Here is a 23,179-nt window from a genome sequence, read left to right as displayed (position 1 = left end):
AGGCTCCCGCACAGATGGGGGTCGACAGGGCGGCCCTCCCCCTCTGTCGCACCCACGGGGCGCTCCACAGTGCCTGTCCCGACGCGGTCCTTTTGCCTGAGAGGTTCCGGGGAGGATTTGCCCCTTCGGCGCCGACCCGGCCACGCCAGGACGGTCTCTCCCACGCGGGTACTACGGCACGATCAACGCTACCAGCGCCCTCCTCACCCGCACACACCGGCGGGATCGGTCAGCCGCAGGCCCCACCGCCACCGGCGGCACCGTCAACCCGGCAGCGTCACCCCGGCGCCGGCGACCAGCCGGTCGGCCAGAGCCGGCAACACCCGCCCCAACGGGGCATCCACCCGCAGCAGGGCCAGCCCGTCGCCGCGCGTCGCCCCCTGGTTGACGATCACCACCGGGATGCCGGCCCGCGCCGCCGCGGTGACGAACCGACGCCCCGACAGCACCGTCAACGACGACCCCAACACCAGCAGCAGCCGGGCCTGCGCCACCATCGCGAAACACCGCCGCACCCGCCCCGCCGGCACGGTCTCCCCGAAGAACACCACGTCGGGCTTGAGCAACCCACCACAGGTCACACAGTCGACCGTACGGAACCCGGCCACCTGCGCATCATCGAGATCCACATCACCGTCCGGGTTGATCGCGGCAGCCCGGCCGGCGAAGTCCGGATTCACCCGACGCAGCCGAGCGTCCAACTCCTGCCGGGTACTGCGGTCCCCACACCCCAGGCAGATCACCGCGTCGAGCCGCCCGTGCAACTCCACCACGTCCCGACCACCAGCCGCAGTGTGCAGCCCGTCCACATTCTGGGTGATGATCCCGCTGACCAGACCGGCCTGCTGGAGGCGGGCCACCGCCCGGTGGCCGTCGTTCGGCGCGGCCTGCGTCATCAACCGCCACCCCAGATGACTACGCGCCCAGTAGCGGCGCCGAGCCTCCGGGTCGCCGACGAACATCTGGTAGGTCATCGGGGTGTGCCGCCGGGCCACCCCACTGGGCCCCCGATAGTCCGGAATACCTGACTCGGTGGACAACCCGGCCCCGCTGAGCACCACCACCCCGCCGCCGGACACCAGCCGGGCCACCGGGTCGATCACATCCTCCACCCGACCCATGCTGCCCCAGACCGGCAGGCCACGACCAACCGCCGCCCCCGGAAGGGGTCAGCCGGCCCGTCGGCGTGCCCGGCGGGCCGCCAACTCGTCACCCACCGCCGGTTCCTGCGGCTGCTCCGGCTCCACGGCCACCCCGGCCGGCTCCGCCGGCAGATGCGACAACGAACCCTGGATCTCCTTGAACGCGCCACCGATCGCGATGCCGAACACCCCCTGGCCGCCCTGCAACAGGTCGACCACCTCCTCCGGCGACCGGCACTCGTACACCGTCGTCCCGTCGGAGATCAAGGTGATGCCCGCCAGATCCTCCACCCCACGCGACCGCAACGCCTCGATCGCCTTACGGATGTTCTGCAACGACACCCCGGCGTCCAACAGCCGCTTCACGACCTTCAACACCACCAGGTCCCGGAACGAGTACAACCGCTGCGTGCCCGAACCCGAAGCGTCCCGCACACTGGGCACCACAAGCGTCGTACGCGCCCAGTAATCCAACTGCCGGTAGCTGATGCCCACCGCGTGGCACGCCGTCACACCCCGGTACCCCACCGCACCGTCACTGTCAGTCGCCGAACCGGGCGTCCCACCCGACTCGTCCAGCCCCGTAACCGGATCGGAATCCTGCGGCTCGTGCATCCGGACAACCTCCCCGTCAGTGCGGCGACACGCCTTCCTAGACGCGCGCCCCTCGACACGGGCAACCCTATAGCGACCTTCCAGGGTTACCACGGAGAAACCATCGCGACACGCCGCGCATCGACAGCGATCAGCGTCACCATCACCGACAGTCACCAGGATTGGCCGTCAACGGCACCACCGGCGAAGGGGCACTCAGCCGGCGAAATCCTCCGGACGAACCTGCTCCAGGAACTCCCGGAACTTCTCCACCTCGTCCTCCTGCTCATCGGGAATCACGATCCCCGCCTCACTGAGGACCTGCTCCGCACAACGAATCGGCGCACCGACCCGCAACGCCAAAGCGATCGAATCACTCGGCCGCGCCGAGACCCGCACCCCGTCACCGATCAACAGATCAGCGAAGAACACGTTCTCCTTCAGCTCAGTGATCTCCACCGCCCGCAACGGAGCCTTCAACGCCGCCAACACATCCCGCAGAAGATCGTGGGTCAACGGCCGGGCCGGCTTGACACCCTGCTGCTCGTAAGCGATCGCCGTCGCCTCGACCGCGCCGATCCAAATCGGCAGATAGCGGTCCCCCTCGACCTCCCTGAGCAGGACGATCGGCTGGTTGCTGGGCAGCTCCACCCGAACCCCGACCACGCTCAGCTCGCGCACCGCCGCCTCCGTGTCGTTGTCACCTACGCTGCACCGCGCCCTTCCTAGCACGGTACACGGACCGCGACACGGCCGTCCCGTGCGCTTCCCGCACCAACAACCGCGCCAGAAGAGGGGTTACCCCCGCAAGCCTACGCCACGCACGGCCAACCGATCCGGCCCCACACGGCCACCTCAACGCCCCAACGTCGAACGCAACCCCACCCGCACCAACGCCGCATGCAACTGCTGAGACAACGCCACCAACTCCCGCGCCGTCTCCGCCGCCCGCGCCCGCGCCGCCGGATCACTCTGCCGCACCAACGGCGTCACCAACTGCGCGAACAGACCGACCTCCCGATCCGCCGCCGTCCGATAACCCCGCAGATGCCGCGGCTGGAACCCGTACGCCGACAACCCCGCCACCGCACTCGCGATGATCAACGCATCGCCGTCGTACCAACCCGGCGGATCCGACACCACCAGCCCCAGCCGCTCCAACTCCCCCAACGTCGCCTCGTCGATCCCGCTGCGCGACACCAACTCCGACCGGCCCAGCCGCACCTGACCCGACTCGTGACCAGCCTCCCGACCCGGCAACTCACCATCCGGGCCCACCGCCACCAACGCCGGCCGGGACCGCTCCGGAAACTCCCCCGAAGCCTCCCAACCCGCCAACTGCTCACGGATCACCCGCAACGGCAGATACTGGTCCCGCTGCGCCGTCAACACGAACCGCAGCCGCGCGACATCGTCCCAGCTGTACTTCCGGTAACCCGACGCCGTCCGCTGCGGCTCCACCAGGCCCTCAGCCTCAAGAAACCGCAACTTCGAAATGGTCACATCGGGAAAATCCACCCGCAGCTGCGTCAACACCTCGCCGATACTCATCAACGGCTGGGCGCGACCCGCCCCGGACGGCGTCGAGGCCGCAGGCTCGTTCACCCCCGGCCGGCCTCGCCCTCAGGGCGCGGACCGGCGATGAACACCACCCGGAACTTGCCGATCTGCACCTCGTCACCGTTGGTCAGCGTCGCCGCCTCGACCCGCTCCCGGTTCACATACGTGCCGTTGAGACTGCCCACGTCCCGCACCGTGAACGTCCCACCATCCCGGTGGAACTCCGCATGCCGACGCGACACCGTCACATCATCGAGAAAAATGTCACTGTCCGGGTGCCGCCCACTGGTCGTCACATCGTGATCCAGCAGGAACCGCGCACCCGCGTTCGGACCCCGACGAACCACCAGCAGCGCCATCCCCGGCGGCAACGAACCGGACATCCGGCTCGGCACCACATCGGTGTCCGGCCCCTCCAACGCTTCTTCGAGCGAACCGAGATTGAGCGTCGACGTGACGTCGAGCGGGGGGAACTCGTCGCCTGGGCGAGTCATGGGACCACCTCACGGATCAGTTTCGGTCGGCGTCGGGGAAACGGCGGGTCTGGCCGCCGGGCGTACACCCACCCGGCGGCTGGCTCTCCGTGCCCCTGAAGGCTTCTCCACGACGCACGACACATGGATTCTCGGTCGACTGGGCGAGCCTAGCCAGCGCCGAAAAACAGGGCAACCGGACGCGCGGCACACATACCAACCCGCCGGCACAGCAACTCAGCTCTCCGTCAACTCGCGATACGCGTCCGCGGTGAGCAGCCCGTCGACCGCCGCCGGATCCGCCACGATGATCTCCACCAACCAACCCGACCCGTACGGATCCGTGTTGATCACCTCCGGGGTGTCGACCAACGCCTCATTACGCGCCGACACCGTCCCGGCCACCGGGGCGTACAACTCCGACACACTCTTGGTCGACTCGATCTCACCCAACGACTCACCGGCCGCCACCGTCGCACCCGGCTCCGGCAACTGCACATACACGATGTCGCCCAACGCATCCTGCGCGAAATGAGTGATGCCGACCCGCAAGGCCCCACCCTCGACGGCAGCGACCCACTCGTGCTCAGCGGTGTAACGCAGATCCTCAGGAATCACCAGCGTCCTCATCCATCGCGACACCGGACCTCACCGATGCCGGCCCACCGACCGCTAACCGACCGGACGGGCGTGTTCCAGCCTTGCGGGTACGTGCAGCGCCGAAACCTCGGCAACCTCACGATCCTCAACGATCACGTTACCGCCGTCCTGCGCCACCGACGCCACCACCCCACCAGGAATGTTCAGCCCCGTACGCATCGTCGCCGGATCACCGATCACCGTGATCGTGAACGGACCCGCCAACGGACGTCCGTCCACGATCAACGAACCGTTCTCCCCGTCCAGGAAGTACGTCGAAGCCACGATCCGCACCGACGCCCGATCCCCACCGGAGATCTGCATCGCCTCCGCGCCCGCACCCCGCAACTCCTGCACCGCGTCCAACACCCGGATCGCCGAGATCGGCTTGGCCCCCGCCTGGAACCGCACCGCCAGACCCGGCCCCCGCGCCGGCAGAGTCCCCGCCAGGATCCCCAGCTCATCCGCCCGCCGGGTGGCCTCCTCCAACGCCGCCTGACGCCCCTGCTCACCCGAACGCAACTGCCGCTGACTCTCCTCCAACGCCGAGATGTCCTGCCGCAGCCGGATGTCCCGCGCCTCCAGGTCGTACAGAATCCGGACCAGGTCCTCCTGACGGGCCGCCGCCAACGACGAATCCGTCGAGGTGGTCTTCAACTGCACCGCCAGGGTGAACCCCAGCAACCCCAGCAACACACCGATCATCACCGTCGCGGACCCGAACCGCCGCCAACCCGCCGCCGCCACCGCACCCGAAGGCTGCTCGCCGTCGACCGGCCCCTCATCCCCGGCCGGCCCCGGCACCTCCTCGGCCGGCTGACCCTGCGGCGACAACGGACTCAGCTCATCCGGATCCGGCGCATCAGGCCGCGGATCCGGCTCACCCGCCGGACCATCCGGCCGCCCCGGACCCGCCGGCCTCGGCCACCCCGTACCAGTCTCGGTGTGCTCGTCACTCACGCCACAAACCTACGCCCGGAACAGGTGCCGGCGGATCGCCGCCACGTTACTGAAAATCCGCACACCCAACACGACCACCACACCGGTCGACAACTGCCCACCCACACCCAACTGATCACCCAGATACACGATCAACGCGGCCACCAGCACATTCGAGATGAAGGACACCACGAACTGCTTGTCATCGAAGATCCGGTCCAGCTTCGCCCGGACCCCACCGAACACCGCGTCCAGCGCCGCCACCACCGCGATCGGCAGATACGGCTGCAACGCCGCCGGCACCGTCGGGTCCAACCACAGACCGAGCACCACACCGGCCAGCAGAGCCAGCACCGCGATCATCGACCACCTCCGGAGGGACTGGGGGACGTACCCGAGCCGGACGACCCGTCACCCGACGGCGAGGAACTCGAACTCGGACTCACCGCAGGCTCCGCGTAGCGTAGCCGCGGCTCCGGCGCCGCCGGCAACGTGAGGTCATCGACCTCCCGCACCCCGAACGACAACCCGGTGTCCTGCGCCACCTTGCGCATCGTCAACGCGCTGCGACTGGACTCGTACTGCCTACGCATCGACCCCGGACCGATAGCCGACACCTCGTACGGCCCGGTCACCGGCCGGAAATCCACCAGAATCGCCTGACCCGCGTTGCGGATCGTCGAGGTCGCCGTCAACCGCTGCCCGTTGATCGCGATCGCCTCCGCCCCGGCACCCCACAGATCGTTGGCCACCCCCTGCAGGTCGCTGTAGAGCACCTGCGACGGACCCACATTGGCCCCGCTCAACGAATCCTGACCCGCCGGCCCGTCCGCCAACCGCACCACCAGACCATCCCCGCGCACCCGCCCCAGGCCCGTACTGGCCTCCAGGTTGCGCAGCCGCGCCGCCCGCGAACCACCCAGCGCCGCCTCCCGCTGCCGGTTCACCTCCTCGCGCAACTGGTCGGCCCGCAGCGACAACGCATCCGTGTCGGCCTGCCGCTGCTTGATCTGCGCCACCAGCCCGGAACGGGCCTGCGCCCGACCCGGCTCCTCGGCCGTGGTCTGCCGGTACGCCACCGCGAAGAGAAACCCCAGCAGCACGACCACCACCAGACTGACCGGCCCCACCCGCCAGCCGGGCCGGGCCGCACGCCCACTGCGCGCCCGGGCCGCCGCCGCATCCGCGTAGCCCGCGTCCAGCGGATTACGGAACAGCTCGGTGAGGAAGTCGGGAGTGAAGGTCCGCACGCCGCGCTGACCGGAGCCGGCGTCGTCACCCACGCGTTCGCTCATGCCTCTCCTCGACCACGTACCGCCCGCACCAACTGCCGCGCCTGGATCACATAGAAGGCGCCGGCCACCCAGTAGAGCACCAGACCCCACCACGCCAGGCCCCAGCCCACCGGGCCGGCGACCGCCGTGGTGGCCGACACGGTCGCGGCCAGCAGCAGGATCGGGAAGGCCGCCAGCAGCAGGAAGGTGGCGGTCTTGCCGACGTAGTGCACCGGCGGCGGCCCGTAGCCGTGCCGACGCAGCACCCCCAGCGACACCAGCAGCAGCAGCTCCCGGGCCAGCAGGGCGGCGGTGAACTGCCAGGGCACCACGTCCCGGACGGTGAAGGCCACCAGGATGGCGAGGATGTACAGCCGGTCGGCGAGCGGGTCCAGCAGCTCACCCAGGCGGCTGACCTGACGCAGCCGGCGGGCGATCCAACCGTCGACCCAGTCGCTGGTGCCACCCACGGCCAGCACCACGATCGCGGCCACGTCCGCCCGGGCCACCAGGAACAGGTAGAGGAACAGCGGGACGCCGAGCAACCGGGCGAAGCTGATCAGATTCGGCACGGTCAGCACACGGTGCTCACCACCGGGTTCGGCGGCCTGGAGTTGCTCCGTCTGAGCGGGCCGACGCGACACCGAACCTCCCCTGTGCGGCACACCCGGCCACCGCGGGCCCTCTGGTCCGCCGGCAGTCGTGCGTGCTGTCGGCGTCGGCTTACGCCGTCGCCCCCTGCGATCCCGGATCGGGATCTCCCCTGGTCCTGCCGCCCGTCCTCGATGATCACGGGCCGGCTGAATGCGCTGCCACTATATCGGGCCTTGGTGGTCGTCCTGCTGTGTAGCGCCCGCGGGGCGGGCGCCTGGTGTCGGTGTGAGGGTGGTCACCACCCGTAGTGCATCCTAGGATGATGGGATAGCAGGGTGGGGGACGGCAGAGCTGGCTCAGGCGTCGGCGCCGTGCCAGTCCAGGCACACCACGACCGCGTCGTCGCGCAGATCCGTGTCGGCGTGGAAGGCCTGCAACTCGCGCATCACCGTGCCGACCGCCTCCCCCGGAGGCTGCAACCGGGTGGCCCGCATGGACCGGGCCATCGCCCGCTGCCCGTAGCTCTCCCGGCCACTGGGGTCGGCGCCCCACACCCCGTCGGAGACCACGAACAGCCGGTCCCCCGGGTCCAGGTCGAACTCCTGCAGGTCGTACCGGGTCTCGGCGAACATGCCCAGCGGCAGCTGCTGCTCCAGGTCCAGCCGGGTGATCGCACCACCCCGCAGCCGCACCAGGTGCGGCGAACCCGCGTCGACCGCCCGGACCCGGCCCGTCACCCAGTCCAGTTCCAGCAGCACGGTGGCCACGTGCCGATGCCCCCGATGCTGGTAGTAGACCGTGTCGGAGGCCAGTTCGGCCTGCTCCACCAGTCCACCACCGGAGCGGCGGGCGTTACGCATGGCGTTGACCGTCACCGCGGTCAGCAAGGCGGCGGCCAACCCGATGCTGTCGCCGTTGAGCACGGTGACGGTCAGCCGGTCGTCGTTCAACGACCAGTCGAAGTGGTCGCCGCTGACCGTGTACGCCGGTTCGAGCTGGCCGGCCAGCTGGAACGCCTCGTGGCGCAGCCCCCGCCCGGGCAGCAGCTCCCACTGCAACTCGGCCGCCATGCTCAACCGCTCCCGGCGGCGGGCCCGCCGGTAACGGTCGGTCTCCCGGTCGGCCGCCCGCAGGGCCATGGCCACCTCACCGGCGATGTCCACCGCCCCGGCCAGGACCTCCTCCACCGGGGTCTGCGGCAGTTCGACCATCAGCACCCCCAGCCGCTCCCCCCACACCGTCAACGGCAGATAGAGCTGGCAGCGGCCCTCGGGATCACCGCCGCGTACCGGCTGCTGACTGCGGAAGCAGCGCCGCAGCAGGCCCTGCCCGGCGTGCCCCGCCACCTGTGGCTGTCGGGAGTCGAACACCGGCCACAGACCCTCGATCCGGTAGTCGGCGACGAAGACCGCGGTGGCGCAGGCGCCGAGCACGGACCGGATGGCCCGGTCGGCGGCCTCGACCACCCGGTCGGGCGGAGCCTCGCGCAGGGCGCGGGTGATCCCCGTGAGCGCATCCGCCATGACCATCCTCCGAAACTACTTGCCTTGGGGCAAGCATCATACGGAGGTGGGGGGCGCCGCAGTCACCCGGCCGACCACACCCGCATCGACAGAAGGGATCCCGGCCGCCGGTGGAAGACACCGCGGGGATCCGATGTGGACCCGCGCCGACGACGGCCCGGGTCCATGATGGCCGGGGCAGGAGGTGAGGCCCGCGCGTCGATCGGCCACGGGCGTACCCGGTCGGGCTGTGCCATCGACAACCCTGCTCCCCCGGGAGTCGCGGTCAGCGTAGTGGACGACGGGCCTTTGACCCGTATCGCCGCCTCGACCGGCGGCGGCCCGCGATACTGGCGGAGACCAGCACGCGGACGGGGGTGGCGGTGGACTCGGTCGGCTCGGCGGTGGTGGTCGGCGTGGACGGCTCGGAGTCCGCCCTGGCCGCGGTGCGTCTGGCCGCCGCGGAGGCGGCCCGCTGGCACCGGCCCTTGCGGGTGGTGCACGCCTTCATCTGGCCCACCCTGCACTCCCCCGTCACACCGGGCACCGAGGGACCGGCCGACGGCGGGCTTCGCGGCCAGGCACGACAACTCGTCACGGCCGCGGTCGACCAGGCGCAGGCCGTCGCACCGGGACTGGAGGTGACCGGCGAGATCGTCGACGGGGCCCCGGCCGCGGTCCTGCTGGACGCGAGCACCGACGCCGCGCTGATCGTGCTCGGCGACCGGGGAATGGGTGGCTTCACCGCCCTGGTGGTCGGTTCCGTCGCGGTCACCGTGGCGGCGTACGCCCGATGTCCGGTGCTGGTGGCCCGCGGCGCGGTGGATCCGCACGGGCCGATCGTGGTCGGGGTGGACGGCTCCGAGGTGTCCCGCCGGGCGGTGGAGTTCGCGGTGCGGACCGCGGCCCGCCGCGGGGCCACGGTGCTGGCCCTGCACGCCTACCGGCACCCGGTCTCCACCGGTCCGGGCGACATGCAACCCCTGGTGTACGACGAGTCCCAGCTGCACGAGGAGGAACAGCGGGCCCTGGCCGAGTCCGTCACCGGGCTGACCGCCCGCTACCCGGAGGTGTCCATCCGCCGCGAGTCCGTGCACGCCCGCGCCCCGAAGGCCCTCACCGAGGCCTCCCGAACGGCTCAACTGCTGGTCGTGGGGGGCCAGGGCCGCGGCGAGCTGACCGGGCTGCTGCTGGGCTCGGTCAGCCGGTCGATGCTGCACCACAGCCACTGCCCGGTCGCGGTGGTCCGGGCCTGAGCGGGGTTGGCGCCCGTGCAGGCGGGTAGACGGGGCGCGTACGTGACCGCGACCACCAGAGGAGACAGCGATGCCTGGACCCAGGCCCGGCAGCAACGCCTACGACAAGCAACGCGCCCGCCTGCGCAACGCCCTGGACAACTCCGGTCGGGGCGTCACGGACGATCGGGCCGACGAGGCCGCCAACCGGATCCTGCAGGACGAACGGGGTCAGCGCGGCGTCGTGCGGGGCGACCGCACCTACGGCCCGAAGGGCAACCGGGAACCCGGAGATCCCAAGTGAGGGGCGCTGCGCTGGCCGACGGGCTGATCGCCGGGGCGGTGGGCAGCACCGCCCTCAACGTCGCCACCTACCTGGACATGGTGGTGCGGGCCCGGCCGGCCAGCCAGAGCCCACAGGAGAGCGCCGAGCGGGTCGCCGAGGTGACCCATCTTGATCTGGGGGCCCAGGAGCGGGCGGCCAACCGCCGCTCCGGCCTCGGCGCCCTGATGGGGTACGGGCTGGGGGTGGCCGCGGCGGTGGGTTTCGCGGCCCTGACCCGGGGTCGGCGGCAGCCGGTGCTGCGGGCCGCCGCGCTGCTCGGCGGCGGGGCGATGACCCTCTCCGACGGGGCGCTGACCGTGCTCGGGGTCACCGACCCGCGCACCTGGCGGCGCACCGACTGGCTGGCCGACCTGCTGCCGCATCTGGCGTACGGGCTGACGGCCGCAGCCACCTGGAACCGGCTGCGGCCGTCGGCGAGCCAGGGCTAGTCCTGGTCGCTGCTCTCGTCCTGGGCGACCGACTGCCCGGTCGGGCCGTACGGTGACACCTGACCTCGGGGCACCGGACGTCCGGCGTCCGCCCGGGAGGTGCCCCGGTTACGCGGATGACCGGCCGGGCCGGGTCCCTTGTTGTCCTGACTGGTGGCGCCCAGGGCGTTGCGGCGCAACTCCTGCTGCTGCGGGTTGGTCACGGTCGTCTCCCCTCTGTCAGGGTGACGCGGCAGTCGACCACGTCCACCGGTCGGCTTACCCGCCGCCGGCGGCGGCATTCCGCCCCGGCCGGGGACTGGTGGCGCCCAGGCTGGGTATCACCGGAGGATGGGTGACCAACGGGCTGTCGCGCGGGCCCTGCTGACCCGCCGCACGTACGCCGAGGAGGCCGGGATCTCCCTGGCCGACCGGCCCGCACCGCTGTACCAGTTGCTGGTGCTGGTGACGCTGCTCAGCACCCGGATCCGGGCCCAGGTGGCGGTGGCCGCCGCCCGGGAGTTGTTCGCCGCCGGGTACCGCACCCCGGCCGCGATGGAGGCGGCCGGCTGGCAGCAGCGGGTCGACGCCCTGGGTCGCGGCCACTACCGCCGCTACGACGAGCGGACCGCCACCATGCTCGGCACCGGGGCCCGACTGTGTCTGGACCGGTGGCACGGGGACCTGCGCCGGCTGCACCGACAGGCCGACGGGGATCGGAAGCGGCTGCGGGAACTGCTCGTCGAGTTCCCCGGCATCGGCCCCACCGGCGCGGACATCTTCCTGCGCGAGGTGCAGACGGTGTGGCCGCAGGTGCGCCCGTACGCCGACCGGCGCACCGTGGCCGGAGCCAGGCGACTGGGCCTGCCGGCCACCCCGGACCGGTTGGCCGGGCTGGTCGAGGAGGCGGAGTTCGGTCGACTGGCCTCGGCGCTGGTGCGGGTGGCCCTGGGTGAGGAGTCGGCGGAGCAGATCTGCCGCGCCGGCTGAGACCCCTCACTTGGCCGCATCGCCGCCTGGCTTGGTCAGGTGCCACACCAGCAGCGCCGCGAGCAGCGCCAGCACCACCAGCCCACCGGAGAGTCCACTGCCCTCTTCGGGGGACCGGCCGGTGGTGCCGAAGTAGATCACCGCCAGGCCCGCCAGCACGGCGGCCAGCTTCCGGATGCCTCGGTCCTTCACAGCTCGCACCGTAAGCCGCAAAACCGAGTCATCACGGCAAACCGCGCGCTGTCCCTCGACCGGGCGACCGGATCAGTCGGACTCCAGGTCATCCAACGAGATCTTGTGGCTCATCAGCCACCGGGCCAACGCGGACATGCCGAACAACCACAGCGGCGCCGACTCGGTGGTTCCGTTGGTGGCGAAGACGGCGAACCGCAGATCCGGGGCCCGGTACGCCTCGATCCGCCACCGGTGCTGCCGGTCCCGCCAGACCGCACTCGGGTCCATGCCGTCACGGTAGGCGCTGCACCGGCCCGACGGCCCACGGATGGCGTCAACTCAGAGGCCGACCACCATCCGGGTGTCATCGGGCAGTCGCCGGGTGGCCCCCTGCCGATCCAGCAACTCCAGCAGCGGCACCGCCACCCGACGGGTCGTGTCCAGGGCCTGCCGGGCCGCGCTGAGGGTGAACGGTTGCGGCAGAGTGGCCAGCACCCGCACGGCCTGCTGCGGGGCGCCTGCCGGCAGCAGCACGTTGCCGGTCAGCCGCAGCAGCACCCCGGCGCGTACCGCGGCACCGATCTCCCGGTCACCCAACCCGACCGCGGCCAGCCTATCGGCCTCCGGGGCCCGGAAGGGTCGGGCGGTGAACTCCTCCCGCAGCAGGGCCACCGCCCGGGCCACCGGCTCGGGCACCGGGTCGAGGTCGGCGGCGGCCACCCTACCGGCGACCAGCCGCAGGGGGGCGGCCACCAGCGCCTCCACCAGGGCCCGCTCCGGCAGGCCGAGACGTTGACGCAGCACCTCCACCGGGGCCCCCGGCTCCAACGGATGGGTACGGGCGTACTCGGTGACCGCCTCGACCAGTCGAGCGCCCAACTGTCGCCAGTGGTCCGGATCGGCCAACCAGTCCCCGCACACCGGCGACCCGGTCACCGGCACCCCCGCCCGACGCAGGTCGGCGGCGCGGACCAGGCCCCGACGGCGCAGCTCACCGGCCAGATCCGGCCGCCCGTCCATGGTGGCCAGGACGGCCGCGCGGGCGGCGGCGGCACCACGGCGGCGCAGCGGCGGCGGAGCCACATCCAGCACGCTCACCCCACCGGCGATGTGGTGGCGGCCGGGATCCCGCAGCAGGGCCCGGTCACCGACGAGCAGCGGCAGGGGCCGGGCCAGTCGCAGCCGCACAGTGTCGACCCCCAGCGGACGGACCCGCACCGGCACCGCGGCCGCACCGACATGCAGGGTCAGGGTCGCCGGCAGGTCGGCCACCGGGTCACCGGCCAGCCGCACGTCCACCAGGTCGACCATGCCGAACCGGCCCTCGGTGAGCAGGGCATCCCCGCGGGCGATCCGGTCCCGGGCCACCCCCCGCAGGTTCACCGCCACCCGGGCCACCGGCTCCACCTCCCGGCAGGGCTGACCCAGCCGGTGCAGGCCCCGTACCCGCACCGGCTCGCCGCTGTCGGCCAGCACCAGTTCGTCGCCGACCCGCAGCCGACCGGACCCCAGGGTGCCGGTGACCACCGTGCCGCTGCCCCGCACGGTGAAGCTACGGTCCACCCACAGCCGTACCGGGTCCTCGGCCGAGGGGGTGGGCAGCCCGGCGGCCAGCCGATCCAACGCGGCCCGCAACTCCGGCAGCCCGGCACCGGTGACCGCGCTGACCGCCACCGCCTCCACCGCCCGCAGGGAGGTCGCCGTCAACTCGGCGCGGGCCCGGTGCAGGGCGGGCCCGGGGTCGGCCAGGTCCGCCCGGGTCACCACCAGCAACCCGTGGCCGACCCCCAGGGCGTCCAAGGCGGCCAGGTGCTCGGCGGACTGCGGCATCCAGCCCTCGTCGGCGGCGACCACCACCACGGCGGCGGGCACCGGACCGACACCGGCGAGCATGTTCGGTACGAACCGTTCGTGGCCCGGCACGTCGACGAAGGCGACCGTGGCGCCGGAGGGCAGGGTCGTCCAGGCGAAGCCCAGGTCGATCGTCATGCCCCGTTGCCGTTCCTGCGCCCACCGGTCGGGTTCCATCCCGGTCAGGGTCCGCACCAGGGTGGACTTGCCGTGGTCGACATGCCCGGCGGTGGCCACCACCAGCATGGTCAGTCCTCTTCCGGCACAGCCAGCACGGCGGCCCGTACGGCCTCGTCGGCGTGCGGCGGCACGCACCGCAGATCCAGCAGCAGGCGTCCCTGGGCGACCCGGCCGAGCACCGGCGGCACCCCGGTGCGCAGCGGCCGAGCGTAGCGTTCCGGCAGGCTCAACGCCCACGAGTCCAACTCGACCCCGGGGGCACCCCCACCGCCGACGACCGCCACCGACGGCACCACCTCGGCCTTGTGGCCGTCGGCCGCGATGGCCTCCCGCAGCCGCTCGGTGCGCTCCCGCAGGCCGGCCGGGTCGGTGTGCAGGGCGGCGCGGGTGGGAGTGTGCGGGTCCCCCAGGGTGGCCGCCAACCCGGCCAGGGTCAGTTTGTCCACCCGCAGCGCCCGGGCCAGCGGATGCCGGCGCAGCCGCTCGATCAGCCCGGCGCGGCCCAGCAGCAGCCCGGCCTGCGGCCCGCCGAGCAGCTTGTCCCCGCTGGCGGTGACCAGGTCCGCCCCGGCGGCCAGGGTGCTCGCCGCGTCCGGCTCCTCCGGCAGCAGCGGATCCGGGGCCAGCAACCCGGAGCCGATGTCGACGACCACCGGCACCCCCAGGCCGGCCAGGTCCCGCACCGGCACCGCCGAGGTGAAGCCGGTGACCCGGAAGTTGGAGGGGTGCACCTTGAGCACGAAGGCGGTGTCCGGGCCGATCGCGGCGGCGTAGTCGGCCAGGGTGGTGCGGTTGGTGGTGCCGACCTCCCGCAGCCGGGCCCCGGTGCTGACGATCAGGTCCGGCAACCGGAACCCGTCACCGATCTCCACCAGTTCGCCTCGGCTGATCACGATCTCCGCGTCGGCGGCCAGGGCGGTGGCCGCCAGCAGCAGGGCGGCGGCCCCGTTGTTGACCACATGCACCGCCTCGGCCTGCGGCACGGCCACGGCCAGGGCCTCCATGGCCTCCCGGCCACGCCGGGCCCGACGCCCGGTCACCAGGTCCAGTTCCACATCGGTGTGCCCGGCGGCGGCGACCACCGCGGACACCGCCGCCTCCGACAGGGCGGCCCGTCCCAGGTTGGTGTGCAGCACCACCCCGGTGGCGTTCAGCACGGCCCGCGGTGTCGCCTGCGGCAGGGCGGCCAGCGCGGTGTCGCGTACCTGATCGGGGTCGATCTCGCCGCGACGGGCCTGCTCCTGGGCCTGCCGGACGGCGGCCTTGACCCGGTCCCGGCCCAGAGTGAGCACCGCGGCGGCCAGCCGCGGCTCGGCCAGCAGCGCATCGGTGCGCGGCACCCGGCGCCGTGGGTCAGCGCAACCGTCACCCATCGGGTCATCCCCTCGCCAGATTGGCGGAGACGGACGGGAATCGAACCCGCCTGGCCCGGATACCGGACCACACCGGTTTTGAAGACCGGGAGGGGCACCAGCCACCTGAACGCCTCCACCGAGCATTTGATCACAGCTGGTCGGCGGCCACGTCGGGAGGTGCCGCACCGCTACCGGTCCGCGGGCTCCTCGCCGCCGCGTCGGGCCAGGCGCTCCCGCTGCGGCAGCACCGTGTAGCGGGGGTCGCTGGCGGAGGCGACCCCGGCGTGGAAGACCCCGAACCGGGTGGCCACCGAGGCGGCCAGCAACGCCACACCGGACAGCGCGGCCACGATCCGGTTCCGGCCGCCCAGCACCGCACCGGCCACCCCCACGGCGGTCAGCCCCCGCCCGGCCCGCAACAGCCGACCCGCCCGACCGGTCCGGTACGGCTCACTGAGCAGACCCAGGGAGCTCTCCACCTGATGGGCGCCGTACAACTCCAGGGCGGCCCCGGCCACCGCCATCCGACGGGCCGGGCCGTTCTGGGTCGGCGGCACGGCGATCAGCCCCACCCCGGCGCCGCTGGCCAGGGCACTGCCCGCGAACACCACCGGCAGATGGGGGTACGCCTCATGCCACGACGGCACGGCCGTGTCGGCCAGCAGCACCGCGGTGTACGTCCCCAGGGCCGGTGCGGTGGCCGCCGCAGCCAACCCGGCGACCTGCCCCACCGGCGGCAGCACCCGACGGGCCCACCCCAGCGGACCCCGGCGGGGCAGCAGGGGCGCCGCCTCGGCGATGGCCGCCAGCCCGGCCAGCGGGCCGTAGGCGGTCAGGATCCAGGTGCCCACCGACATCGGGGAGGTCGGCTTGGCCACCCGCAGCATGTGGTGGAACCGCTCCGGTCGACCCAGGTCCTTGACCAGCAGCCCGGCGCTGGCCGTCACCGCGGCCAGGGCGGCGACCCGCCCGGCGCGGCGCAGGGCCGGCCGGCCGGTGAGCTGCCCACCGGCGGCCAGCAACGACGACCCGGCGGCCATCCCACCGGTGGCCAGGTAGGCGGCGATCTCCCAGGTCCACACCGGCGGCTTCAGGATGGGCCGCCCGTAGTACGAGGTGAACTCGGCCGGCGGCACCGCCAACCCGGCCTCCCGACGGTCCCGGCCGCCCTCCCTACGGTCCCGGAAGCGGCGGAACCGCTCCCCTGTCGCCGGACGCTGACTGCTCACCGTTTTCCTCCGAGGAACGCCACGACCGCCCCGGCCGCCATGGCCAACGCGGCCACCCCGGCCCGTTTCCACATCTTCGGCAGGTCCCGGGTGGGCACCTGCGGATCCGGCGGCAGACCGTACACCTCCGGCTCGTCGAGCAGGAGGAAGAAGGCACCGTCACCCCCGACCCCGTCGGTCGGGTCGTGGCCGTACAGCCGGGCCTGCGGCACCCCCCGCTCGTGCAGGGTGGCGACCCGGGCGGCGGCCCGCTCCCGCAACTCCTCCAGGGGGCCGTACTGGATCGACTCGGTCGGGCAGGCCTGCGCGCAGGCCGGGGTCAGGCCCGCGCCGATCCGGTCGTAACACAGGGTGCACTTCCACACCCGGCCGTCGTCGACCCGCCGGTCGATCACCCCGTACGGGCAGGCCGACACGCAGTAGCCGCAGCCGTTGCAGATGTCCTCCTGCACCACCACCGTGCCGAACTCGGTGCGGAACAGCGCCCCGGTCGGGCAGACGTCCAGACAACCGGCCCGGGTGCAGTGCTTGCACACGTCCGACATCATCAGCCAGCGGAAATCGCTGCGCCCCTCGGCCGTGCCGGTGCGCCCCGGCGGCCCGGACTGCGGCATCCCCAGAAACTGGGTGCTGGTGTCGGGCTGCTCGATTTCCTGGGTCGGCCGGGGTTGCTCGATGAAGGCGACATGCCGCCACGAGTTCGCGGTCAACGCCCCGGTGTTGTCGTACGACATGCCGAGCAGGTCCAGCCCGGAGGTGGGCACCCCGTTCCACTCCTTGCAGGCCACCTCGCAGGCCTTGCAGCCGATACAGACGCTGGTGTCGGTGAAGAACCCCATCCGCGGTGGCGCGTCGACCCAACCGGCACCCGAGGCCGGATCCAGCGGCGCGGACCGGTCATCCCCGTCGACCATCACCGGTCCTCCTCCGCCTCGCCGGACCGCTCGGCCGCCGCCTGGTCGGACCGCTCGGCCGCTGTCTCGCCGGGCCGTTCGACCGGCACACCGGGGGTGAGCGCCGACGGCACCGTACCGGCCACGATGCCGGCCCGGGTACGGTACTCCGCCACCAGCCGCCGCAACGCCGGTCCGGTGGGGCGCCGTCCCGGCCGCACATCACAGGTGCCGATCTTGCTCTCCTGGATCAGCACGTTCGGGTCCAGGGTGATGCCGAACAGGTCGTTGGCCGAATCACCGGTGACCAACCCCTCGAACCCGAAGTGGTACGGCAACCACAGCTGGTGGATCACCCGGCCCTCCACCCGCAACGGCACCAGCCGGTCGGTCACCAGCACCTTCGCCTCGATCACCGCCCGGGCGCTGACCAGATGCGCCCACCCCAGATGAGTCAACCCGGCCAGGGCCGCCAACTGCGGAGACACCTCGACGAACATCTCCGGTTGCAGCTCCGCCAACGGCGCCACCGTACGACTCATCCCACCGGCGGTGTGATGCTCGGTCAACCGGCTAACCGTGAACACGTACGGAAACACCTGACTGTGCTGCTGCGGCGGACTCGGATGCACCGAGTTCACCGGATGCCGGTAGATCTTGCGGGTCGGGTTGCCCTGCTGACCGTAGAACGAGTTGCGCACCGGCGACTCCGCCGGCTCGTAGTGGGTCGGCAACGGCCCGTCCAACACCCCGCTGGGCGCGAACAGCCACCCCTTGCCGTCGGACTGCATCACGAAGGGGTCATCACCGGCCAACGCCGCCGGACCGGTGGCACCCTCCGGAGGCCGATACGACGGGGCCTTGGTCACCTCGAAGTCCGGCACGTCGTGGCCGGTCCACCGGCCCGCCGCCTCGTCCCACCACACGTAGCGTTTACGTTCGCTCCACGGCCGGCCCTGCGGATCGGCCGAGGCCCGGTTGTAGAGCATCCGCCGATTCGCCGGCCACGCCCAACCCCACTCGGCGGCCACCCAGTCCTGCTCCTGGCCGGGACGACGCCGCGCCGCCTGATTCACCCCGTCGGCGTACACCCCGGTGTAGATCCAGCAGCCGATGGCGGTCGTACCGTCGTCACGGGCCTCGGCGAACCCGGCGAGGGGACGGCCGGTGGCCACCTCGTACCCGTTGATCTCCCGCAGCACCGCCTCGGCGTCCGGCTCCGCGTGCGGACCGTGGGTGGGATAGTCCCAGGCCAGGTCCAACAGCGCCCGGTCACGCGGCAGGGTCGACCCGGCCAGCTTCTCCCGCAGCCTGAGCCCCAGGTGGTAGAAGAACCACAACTCCGAACGGGCGTCGCCCGGCGGATCCACGGCCTTCTCCCGCCACTGGAGCACCCGCTGGGTCTGGGTGAAGGTGCCCTCCTTCTCCACATGCGAGGCCGCCGGCAGGAAGAACACCTCCGTACGACACTGCTGCGGCACGATCTCACCGGTGGCCACCTCGGGGCCACGCTGCCAGAAGGTCGCACTCTCGATCATGAACAGGTCCCGGACCACCAGCCAGTCCAGGTTGGCCATGCCGAGCCGCTGCGCCCTGCCGTGGGCCGAGCCGACCGCCGGATTCTGACCCAGCAGGAAATAGCCCTTGATCTTCCCGTCGATCATGTCGAGGACCTGCTGGTAGGTGCCGTGGTCCCCGGTCAACCGAGGCAGATAGTCGTAGCAGAAGTCGTTGTCCGGGGTGGCCGCCTCCCCCCAGTACGCCTTCAGCAGACTCGCCGCGTACGCCCGGGCATTGCCCCAGAAACCCTTCTGGCCGGGGTGCCGGATGGCGTCCACCCAGTCGTCGAAGGTCGGATGCTTCGCGTGGTGCGGCATCGGCAGATAGCCCGGCAGCAGGTTGAACAGGGTGGGGATGTCCGTGGACCCCTGGATGCTGGCATGCCCCCGCAGCGCCAACACCCCACCACCGGGGCGCCCCACGTTGCCCAGCAACAACTGGATGATCGCGCCGGTGCGGATGTACTGCACCCCGACGCTGTGCTGGGTCCAACCCACCGAATAGATCAGACACCCGGTCCGCTCCCGGCCCGAATTCTGCGTCCAGGCCCGCGCCAACTCCAGGAACCTCTCCTGCGGCAGACCACAGACCCGCTCCACCATCTCCGGGGTGTAGCGGGCGAAGTGCCGCTTGAGGATCTGGTAGACGCAGCGCGGATGCTGCAACGTCTCGTCCCGCTCGACCCGCCCCGACACCGGGGCACCGTGCGACTCGTGCCGCAACCCGGCGGCCGTCTCCCGCTCCATGGCCGTGTGACCGCTGCCGGAATCCCGCTCGTGCCCGGCGTACTGCCAACTGTCCTGCACGTACGCGCCGGTGGCCGGATCGAACCCGGAGAACAGGCCGTCGGCGTCCTCCGCGTCGACGTAATCCTCGCTGACGATCGTCGCCGCGTTGGTGTACGCCAGCACGTACTCCCGGAAGTCCAACTCGTTGCTCAGGATGTAGTTGACCACCCCGCCGAGCAGTGCGATGTCCGTACCCGCCCGAATCGGCAGATAGGTGTCAGCCGAGGCGCTGGTACGGGTGAACCGGGGATCGACATGGAACACCTTCGCCCCACGCCTACGCGCCTCCATCACCCACTGGAAGCCCACCGGGTGGGCCTCGGCCATGTTCGACCCCTGGATGACGATGACGTCAGCGTTCGCCACATCCTGTTGGAAGACCGTCGCGCCGCCGCGACCGAAGCTGGCCCCCAGACCGGGGACGGTGGCGGAGTGTCAAATGCGCGCCTGGTTCTCGATCTGAATCGCCCCCATCGCCGTGAACAGCTTCTTGATGAGGTAGTTCTCCTCGTTGTCCAGCGTCGCCCCGCCGAGACTGGAGATGCCCAGGGTGCGGTTCAGCGGACGCCCCTCGGCGTCGACGTCCTCCCAGGTCTGCGCACGGGCGGCCAGGATCCGATCGGCGATCATGTCCAACGCCGTGTCGAGGTCCAGGTCCTCCCACTCGGTGGCGTACGGCCGCCGGTAGCGCACCTTCGTCTGCCGCAGCGGGCTGGTCACCAGACTCTTGCTCGCCGAACCCTTCGGACACAGCCGCCCCCGGGAGATCGGGCTGTCCGGGTCGCCCTCGATCTGAGTCACCCGGTTGTCGGAGACGAAGACCCGCTGCCCACAACCGACCGCACAGTACGGGCAGACGGAACGGGCCACCCGGTCGGCGTCCTCCGTGCGGGGGGTCAGCCCGGCCGAACGGGCGGACTGCGCCGCCGCACCCCGGCCCAGCGGATCGGTGCCGGTGAGCTGACGGTAGACCGGCCAGCCCAGCAACACGTCCCGCAGCCCCACGCTCGTCACCTCCGCCCTTGATCCTTCCCCCTGACCTTAGGGCAGCCGGGCGTCGTCGGACAGCCGGGCCTGCAGAACTCCGGAAACAGCACACCGCCCCCGGCCCGTTGTCGGGGCCGAGGGCGGTGCGTGGGTGTCGGTGTGCAGGTCGCCTCTCGGCGAGTGGCGCGACGCGGCTCCAGCCGGACGGTATTCCGCGACGGCGAAATTAGGTGAGGCCCGGGGACACTGGATCACACCGACGCTCGGTACAACCGACCCACGGTCGTCCTTGTTCCCACTTGGCGTCGGCTCACTCCCACTGATTTTGCGGTCCGGGGTTGGGCGATCGTGCTCGGTTGTGGGTGGTCGCGGTTGAGGGCTGGGGCGACCGTGCCCGGCTTCGGGCGGTCAGGCTTGATCCCTACGCCGGGCACGGTCGCCCCAGCCTGACCTGGTCGGTCTTCGTCTACCCGGTCGGCACGTCGGAAGGCGGGCAGGGTGTAGACGGCCGTTGGCCGGCACCCGGGGTTCGGGTGCCGGCCAACGGTTTCCTGCTCCCCCTGTAGAGGAATGTCTATCGGGGTCAGGCGGCCTGCATCGGCCGGTCAGGGATGTCCAACCACCCGCCAGCCGCCACCATTCCCGGGCTGACCGCAGTCGGACCGGACACCACACCCATCGACGCCCTCGCAGCCCAGAACGGGCCTGCCCTGGTCTGCTCGTTGGTCTACCCGTGCCCCGATGACCAGATTCACCGCCCTCAGCAGCTTGTCGCGCCCGAACTCATCACCAGGGGGCCACCCCATGGGCCGGGCTCTATGGCCGCAGGGACTGGCCTTACGGAATAAGGCCGGGCTGGGCAGGCCCGTAGCCCGGAACTGCCAAAGTCGAACATCCGGACGATCAACCCTGATACGACCCCACAGCCCTCGGGTGGCTCACACGCAGCGGCGAAGGCACCTTCGTGCAGCACAGACGGCAGCCAGCCCGCACCGTTACGGCGAAACGGCGGTGTCCAGAGCGCCGGGGCGGCGCCGCCCCGGCGACGGGAGACCGCCACTTCGCCGTAACGGAGTCGATCAAGGCCTCATGGCCACAACCAGACGGACCGAAACAGGCATGCGCAACTGGGCGGAACAGCGACGCGCAACGGAGAGACCGACGGGCAGACGACGGCCCCACAGGCCGCCTGGGTGGCCCACGCCCGGCAGCGGGGACACCTCCTGCAGCGACGGGACGGGAAGCCGGCTCACGCGGCTCGGCCGGGCGCACCTCGAAGGTTCCGCCGTTACGGCGGAACGGTGGGGTTCGGGGTGGTGGGAAACCGCCACTTCGGCGTGATGGAGTCGATGTTTGCGGTCGGGGGGTGGGGGTGGATTTGGGTGGGGTGGATTGGGGAGAGTCCGGTTCCGGGGGGTGTGGGGTTACCCTGGCAGGATGCAGGCCGTCTTCGGAGTCACTACCGGTGTGGCGCACCTCGCCCGGCCGGGGCGGCCCGCCGTGGTGGCCCGGACGTTGAGCGAGCTGCGTGGGCCCACTCGTGGGGTGGTGGAGCTGCCGGTACGACTCATGTGGTGCAGCGACCGCGCCTTCGATCTGGCCGACCCCGACCAGCTGCTCTGGATGTACGAGAACGTGCTGCGGGAGTCCACCAGCCTCGACGACCTGCGTCGGTTGGTCAACGGCCGGACCCTGCCCCGGGTGTGGCGGCTGCTGAACCTGCCCCGAGGCGTACGCGCCGCCTGGGAGAGTCGGCACCGGGGTCTCCGGTCGGCGTGACCCAGCCCCATCCGCACGACTTCTACCGCGAGGTGGCCCGGGTCGCGTTGACCGTGGCCGGGCCGTACCGTTTCGTGCTCGGTGGCGGGGTCGCGTGGGCCGCGCACGGGTTGGTGACCCGGCCCACCGAGGACGTCGATCTCTTCGCCGACGTGGAGGGTGCCGCCGCCGCGGCGGCCGCCGGAGTACGCGACGCCCTTCAGGCGGCCGGGTTCGAGGTGACCGACGCGGACCCGGACAGTGACCTCGGCGACCTGTTCGACGGCTTCCACGCGGACATGCGGGACTTCGTGGTCGCCCGGGACGGCCGGCAGATCCGGCTCAGTCTGGCCCGACTCGACCGGCACCGCAGCCCGGTGGTGATGGACCTCGGGCCGGTCATGGACGTCCGCGACCTGATCGCCAACAAGACCGCCGCCCTGGTCAACCGGCGCGAGGTACGCGACTACATCGACGTGGCCGCCGCCCTGGCCGACCGGTCGGTGGCCGAACTGCTGGAGCTGGCCCGGCAGCTCGATCCGGCATTGGAGGACGAGGACGTCCGGGCCGCCGGCCGCTACCTCGACCGGATCCCCGACGGTCGCTTCGCCCGCTACGGCCTCGACCCCGCCGACATCACCCGGGTCCGTCGGCAACTGGCGGCCTGGCCCCGCTGAGCACCGGCAGACAACCCGGGGGTACGTGTTAA

Annotated in this window: 25 protein-coding genes, 1 tRNA gene and 1 riboswitch; of the genes, 6 read left to right on the top strand and 20 right to left on the bottom strand. The window is 71.7% G+C overall.

Annotation, left to right across the window (positions count from 1 at the left end; genetic code table 11):
- Positions 1 to 74 precede the first annotated feature (74 nt).
- Positions 75 to 173, bottom strand: a riboswitch (glycine riboswitch).
- Between the two features lie 90 nt (positions 174 to 263).
- The 11 genes from OIE53_RS07795 to OIE53_RS07745 form a co-directional block, all read right to left on the bottom strand.
- Entirely contained in the window at positions 264 to 1,121 is an 858-nt protein-coding gene (locus tag OIE53_RS07795) for an NAD-dependent protein deacetylase (protein WP_327025902.1), read from the bottom strand.
- A gap of 48 nt (positions 1,122 to 1,169) precedes the next feature.
- Positions 1,170 to 1,757 carry a MerR family transcriptional regulator gene (locus tag OIE53_RS07790; protein ID WP_327025901.1) on the bottom strand — a complete coding sequence of 196 codons (588 nt, stop codon included), beginning with the start codon at positions 1,755 to 1,757 and terminating at the stop codon, positions 1,170 to 1,172.
- Between the two features lie 195 nt (positions 1,758 to 1,952).
- Positions 1,953 to 2,417 carry a bifunctional nuclease family protein gene (locus OIE53_RS07785; RefSeq protein WP_013733914.1) on the bottom strand — a complete coding sequence of 155 codons (465 nt, stop codon included), beginning with the start codon at positions 2,415 to 2,417 and terminating at the stop codon, positions 1,953 to 1,955.
- 174 nt (positions 2,418 to 2,591) lie between these two features.
- Entirely contained in the window at positions 2,592 to 3,287 is a 696-nt protein-coding gene (ftsR, locus tag OIE53_RS07780; RefSeq protein WP_327027115.1) for a transcriptional regulator FtsR, read from the bottom strand.
- 50 nt (positions 3,288 to 3,337) lie between these two features.
- Complete coding sequence (gene odhI / locus OIE53_RS07775) at positions 3,338 to 3,790, bottom strand: oxoglutarate dehydrogenase inhibitor Odhl (RefSeq protein WP_013733916.1); 453 nt, start codon at positions 3,788 to 3,790, stop codon at positions 3,338 to 3,340.
- A gap of 216 nt (positions 3,791 to 4,006) precedes the next feature.
- Complete coding sequence (gcvH, locus tag OIE53_RS07770; protein WP_327025900.1) at positions 4,007 to 4,387, bottom strand: glycine cleavage system protein GcvH; 381 nt, start codon at positions 4,385 to 4,387, stop codon at positions 4,007 to 4,009.
- Between the two features lie 54 nt (positions 4,388 to 4,441).
- Positions 4,442 to 5,368, bottom strand: coding sequence for a DUF881 domain-containing protein (locus OIE53_RS07765; protein WP_327025899.1), 927 nt, complete (start codon positions 5,366 to 5,368; stop codon positions 4,442 to 4,444).
- A 9-nt stretch (positions 5,369 to 5,377) separates the two neighbouring features.
- Positions 5,378 to 5,710, bottom strand: coding sequence for a small basic family protein (locus OIE53_RS07760; protein WP_327025898.1), 333 nt, complete (start codon positions 5,708 to 5,710; stop codon positions 5,378 to 5,380).
- On the bottom strand, positions 5,707 to 6,642 hold the full coding sequence (locus OIE53_RS07755; RefSeq protein ID WP_327025897.1) for a DUF881 domain-containing protein: 936 nt from the start codon (positions 6,640 to 6,642) through the stop codon (positions 5,707 to 5,709). Before OIE53_RS07755 ends, OIE53_RS07760 begins: the two co-directional genes overlap by 4 nt.
- Positions 6,639 to 7,265, bottom strand: coding sequence for a CDP-alcohol phosphatidyltransferase family protein (locus tag OIE53_RS07750; RefSeq protein ID WP_327025896.1), 627 nt, complete (start codon positions 7,263 to 7,265; stop codon positions 6,639 to 6,641). The genes OIE53_RS07755 and OIE53_RS07750 overlap by 4 nt, the downstream gene beginning before the upstream one ends.
- A 306-nt stretch (positions 7,266 to 7,571) precedes the next feature.
- Positions 7,572 to 8,738, bottom strand: a complete 1,167-nt coding sequence (locus OIE53_RS07745) for a PP2C family protein-serine/threonine phosphatase (RefSeq protein WP_327025895.1) — start codon at positions 8,736 to 8,738, stop codon at positions 7,572 to 7,574.
- A gap of 356 nt (positions 8,739 to 9,094) precedes the next feature.
- On the opposite strand from OIE53_RS07745, the gene OIE53_RS07740 reads away from it, so the two are divergent.
- The 3 genes from OIE53_RS07740 to OIE53_RS07730 all read left to right on the top strand — a co-directional run bounded on the left by OIE53_RS07740 (position 9,095) and on the right by OIE53_RS07730 (position 10,726).
- Positions 9,095 to 9,973 carry a universal stress protein gene (locus OIE53_RS07740; protein WP_327025894.1) on the top strand — a complete coding sequence of 293 codons (879 nt, stop codon included), beginning with the start codon at positions 9,095 to 9,097 and terminating at the stop codon, positions 9,971 to 9,973.
- 70 nt (positions 9,974 to 10,043) lie between these two features.
- Positions 10,044 to 10,256 (top strand): phosphatidylethanolamine-binding protein, encoded by a 213-nt coding sequence (locus OIE53_RS07735; protein ID WP_327025893.1) that lies wholly within the window; start codon positions 10,044 to 10,046, stop codon positions 10,254 to 10,256.
- A complete protein-coding gene (locus tag OIE53_RS07730; RefSeq protein ID WP_327025892.1) occupies positions 10,253 to 10,726 on the top strand; it encodes a hypothetical protein in 474 nt (157 codons plus the stop codon). The genes OIE53_RS07735 and OIE53_RS07730 overlap by 4 nt, the downstream gene beginning before the upstream one ends.
- Here the strand turns inward: OIE53_RS07730 and OIE53_RS07725 are convergent.
- A complete protein-coding gene (locus OIE53_RS07725) occupies positions 10,723 to 10,929 on the bottom strand; it encodes a hypothetical protein (RefSeq protein ID WP_327025891.1) in 207 nt (68 codons plus the stop codon). The genes OIE53_RS07730 and OIE53_RS07725 overlap by 4 nt on opposite strands.
- Before the next feature lie 127 nt (positions 10,930 to 11,056).
- Between OIE53_RS07725 and OIE53_RS07720 the strand changes: the two genes are divergently transcribed.
- The gene (locus tag OIE53_RS07720) at positions 11,057 to 11,695 is read left to right on the top strand and encodes a hypothetical protein (RefSeq protein WP_327025890.1); all 639 of its coding nucleotides are present in this window, start codon (positions 11,057 to 11,059) and stop codon (positions 11,693 to 11,695) included.
- A 6-nt stretch (positions 11,696 to 11,701) separates the two neighbouring features.
- On the opposite strand, the gene OIE53_RS07715 is transcribed toward OIE53_RS07720, so the two are convergent.
- The 8 genes from OIE53_RS07715 to fdh all read right to left on the bottom strand — a co-directional run bounded on the left by OIE53_RS07715 (position 11,702) and on the right by fdh (position 20,730).
- On the bottom strand, positions 11,702 to 11,887 hold the full coding sequence (locus OIE53_RS07715) for a hypothetical protein (protein ID WP_327027482.1): 186 nt from the start codon (positions 11,885 to 11,887) through the stop codon (positions 11,702 to 11,704).
- A gap of 72 nt (positions 11,888 to 11,959) precedes the next feature.
- Positions 11,960 to 12,157 (bottom strand): hypothetical protein, encoded by a 198-nt coding sequence (locus OIE53_RS07710; RefSeq protein WP_327025889.1) that lies wholly within the window; start codon positions 12,155 to 12,157, stop codon positions 11,960 to 11,962.
- A 51-nt stretch (positions 12,158 to 12,208) separates the two neighbouring features.
- Positions 12,209 to 13,966, bottom strand: a complete 1,758-nt coding sequence (selB, locus tag OIE53_RS07705; RefSeq protein WP_327025888.1) for a selenocysteine-specific translation elongation factor — start codon at positions 13,964 to 13,966, stop codon at positions 12,209 to 12,211.
- A gap of 2 nt (positions 13,967 to 13,968) precedes the next feature.
- Positions 13,969 to 15,273 (bottom strand): L-seryl-tRNA(Sec) selenium transferase, encoded by a 1,305-nt coding sequence (gene selA / locus OIE53_RS07700; protein ID WP_327025887.1) that lies wholly within the window; start codon positions 15,271 to 15,273, stop codon positions 13,969 to 13,971.
- Positions 15,274 to 15,294: 21 nt separating this feature from the next.
- Positions 15,295 to 15,390 (bottom strand) — tRNA-Sec (locus OIE53_RS07695).
- 53 nt (positions 15,391 to 15,443) lie between these two features.
- Positions 15,444 to 16,484: an NrfD/PsrC family molybdoenzyme membrane anchor subunit gene (gene nrfD, locus OIE53_RS07690; protein WP_327025886.1), complete on the bottom strand. Its 1,041-nt coding sequence runs from the start codon at positions 16,482 to 16,484 to the stop codon at positions 15,444 to 15,446.
- A complete protein-coding gene (locus OIE53_RS07685) occupies positions 16,481 to 17,398 on the bottom strand; it encodes a 4Fe-4S dicluster domain-containing protein (protein WP_327025885.1) in 918 nt (305 codons plus the stop codon). The genes nrfD and OIE53_RS07685 overlap by 4 nt, the downstream gene beginning before the upstream one ends.
- Positions 17,398 to 20,730, bottom strand: coding sequence for a formate dehydrogenase (gene fdh, locus OIE53_RS07680; RefSeq protein ID WP_327027114.1), 3,333 nt, complete (start codon positions 20,728 to 20,730; stop codon positions 17,398 to 17,400). Before fdh ends, OIE53_RS07685 begins: the two co-directional genes overlap by 1 nt.
- A 1,419-nt stretch (positions 20,731 to 22,149) precedes the next feature.
- Between fdh and OIE53_RS07675 the strand changes: the two genes are divergently transcribed.
- Together OIE53_RS07675 and OIE53_RS07670 are read left to right on the top strand one after the other, a co-directional pair.
- Positions 22,150 to 22,491, top strand: coding sequence for a hypothetical protein (locus OIE53_RS07675; protein WP_327025884.1), 342 nt, complete (start codon positions 22,150 to 22,152; stop codon positions 22,489 to 22,491).
- The gene (locus OIE53_RS07670; protein WP_327025883.1) at positions 22,488 to 23,147 is read left to right on the top strand and encodes a nucleotidyl transferase AbiEii/AbiGii toxin family protein; all 660 of its coding nucleotides are present in this window, start codon (positions 22,488 to 22,490) and stop codon (positions 23,145 to 23,147) included. Before OIE53_RS07675 ends, OIE53_RS07670 begins: the two co-directional genes overlap by 4 nt.
- The last annotated feature ends 32 nt before the right edge of the window (positions 23,148 to 23,179 follow it).

The organism is Micromonospora sp. NBC_01739, from assembly GCF_035920385.1.
In the GTDB taxonomy this organism is placed as follows: Bacteria; Actinomycetota; Actinomycetes; order Mycobacteriales; family Micromonosporaceae; genus Micromonospora.
This window is presented reverse-complemented; position numbering and strand designations above follow the sequence as displayed.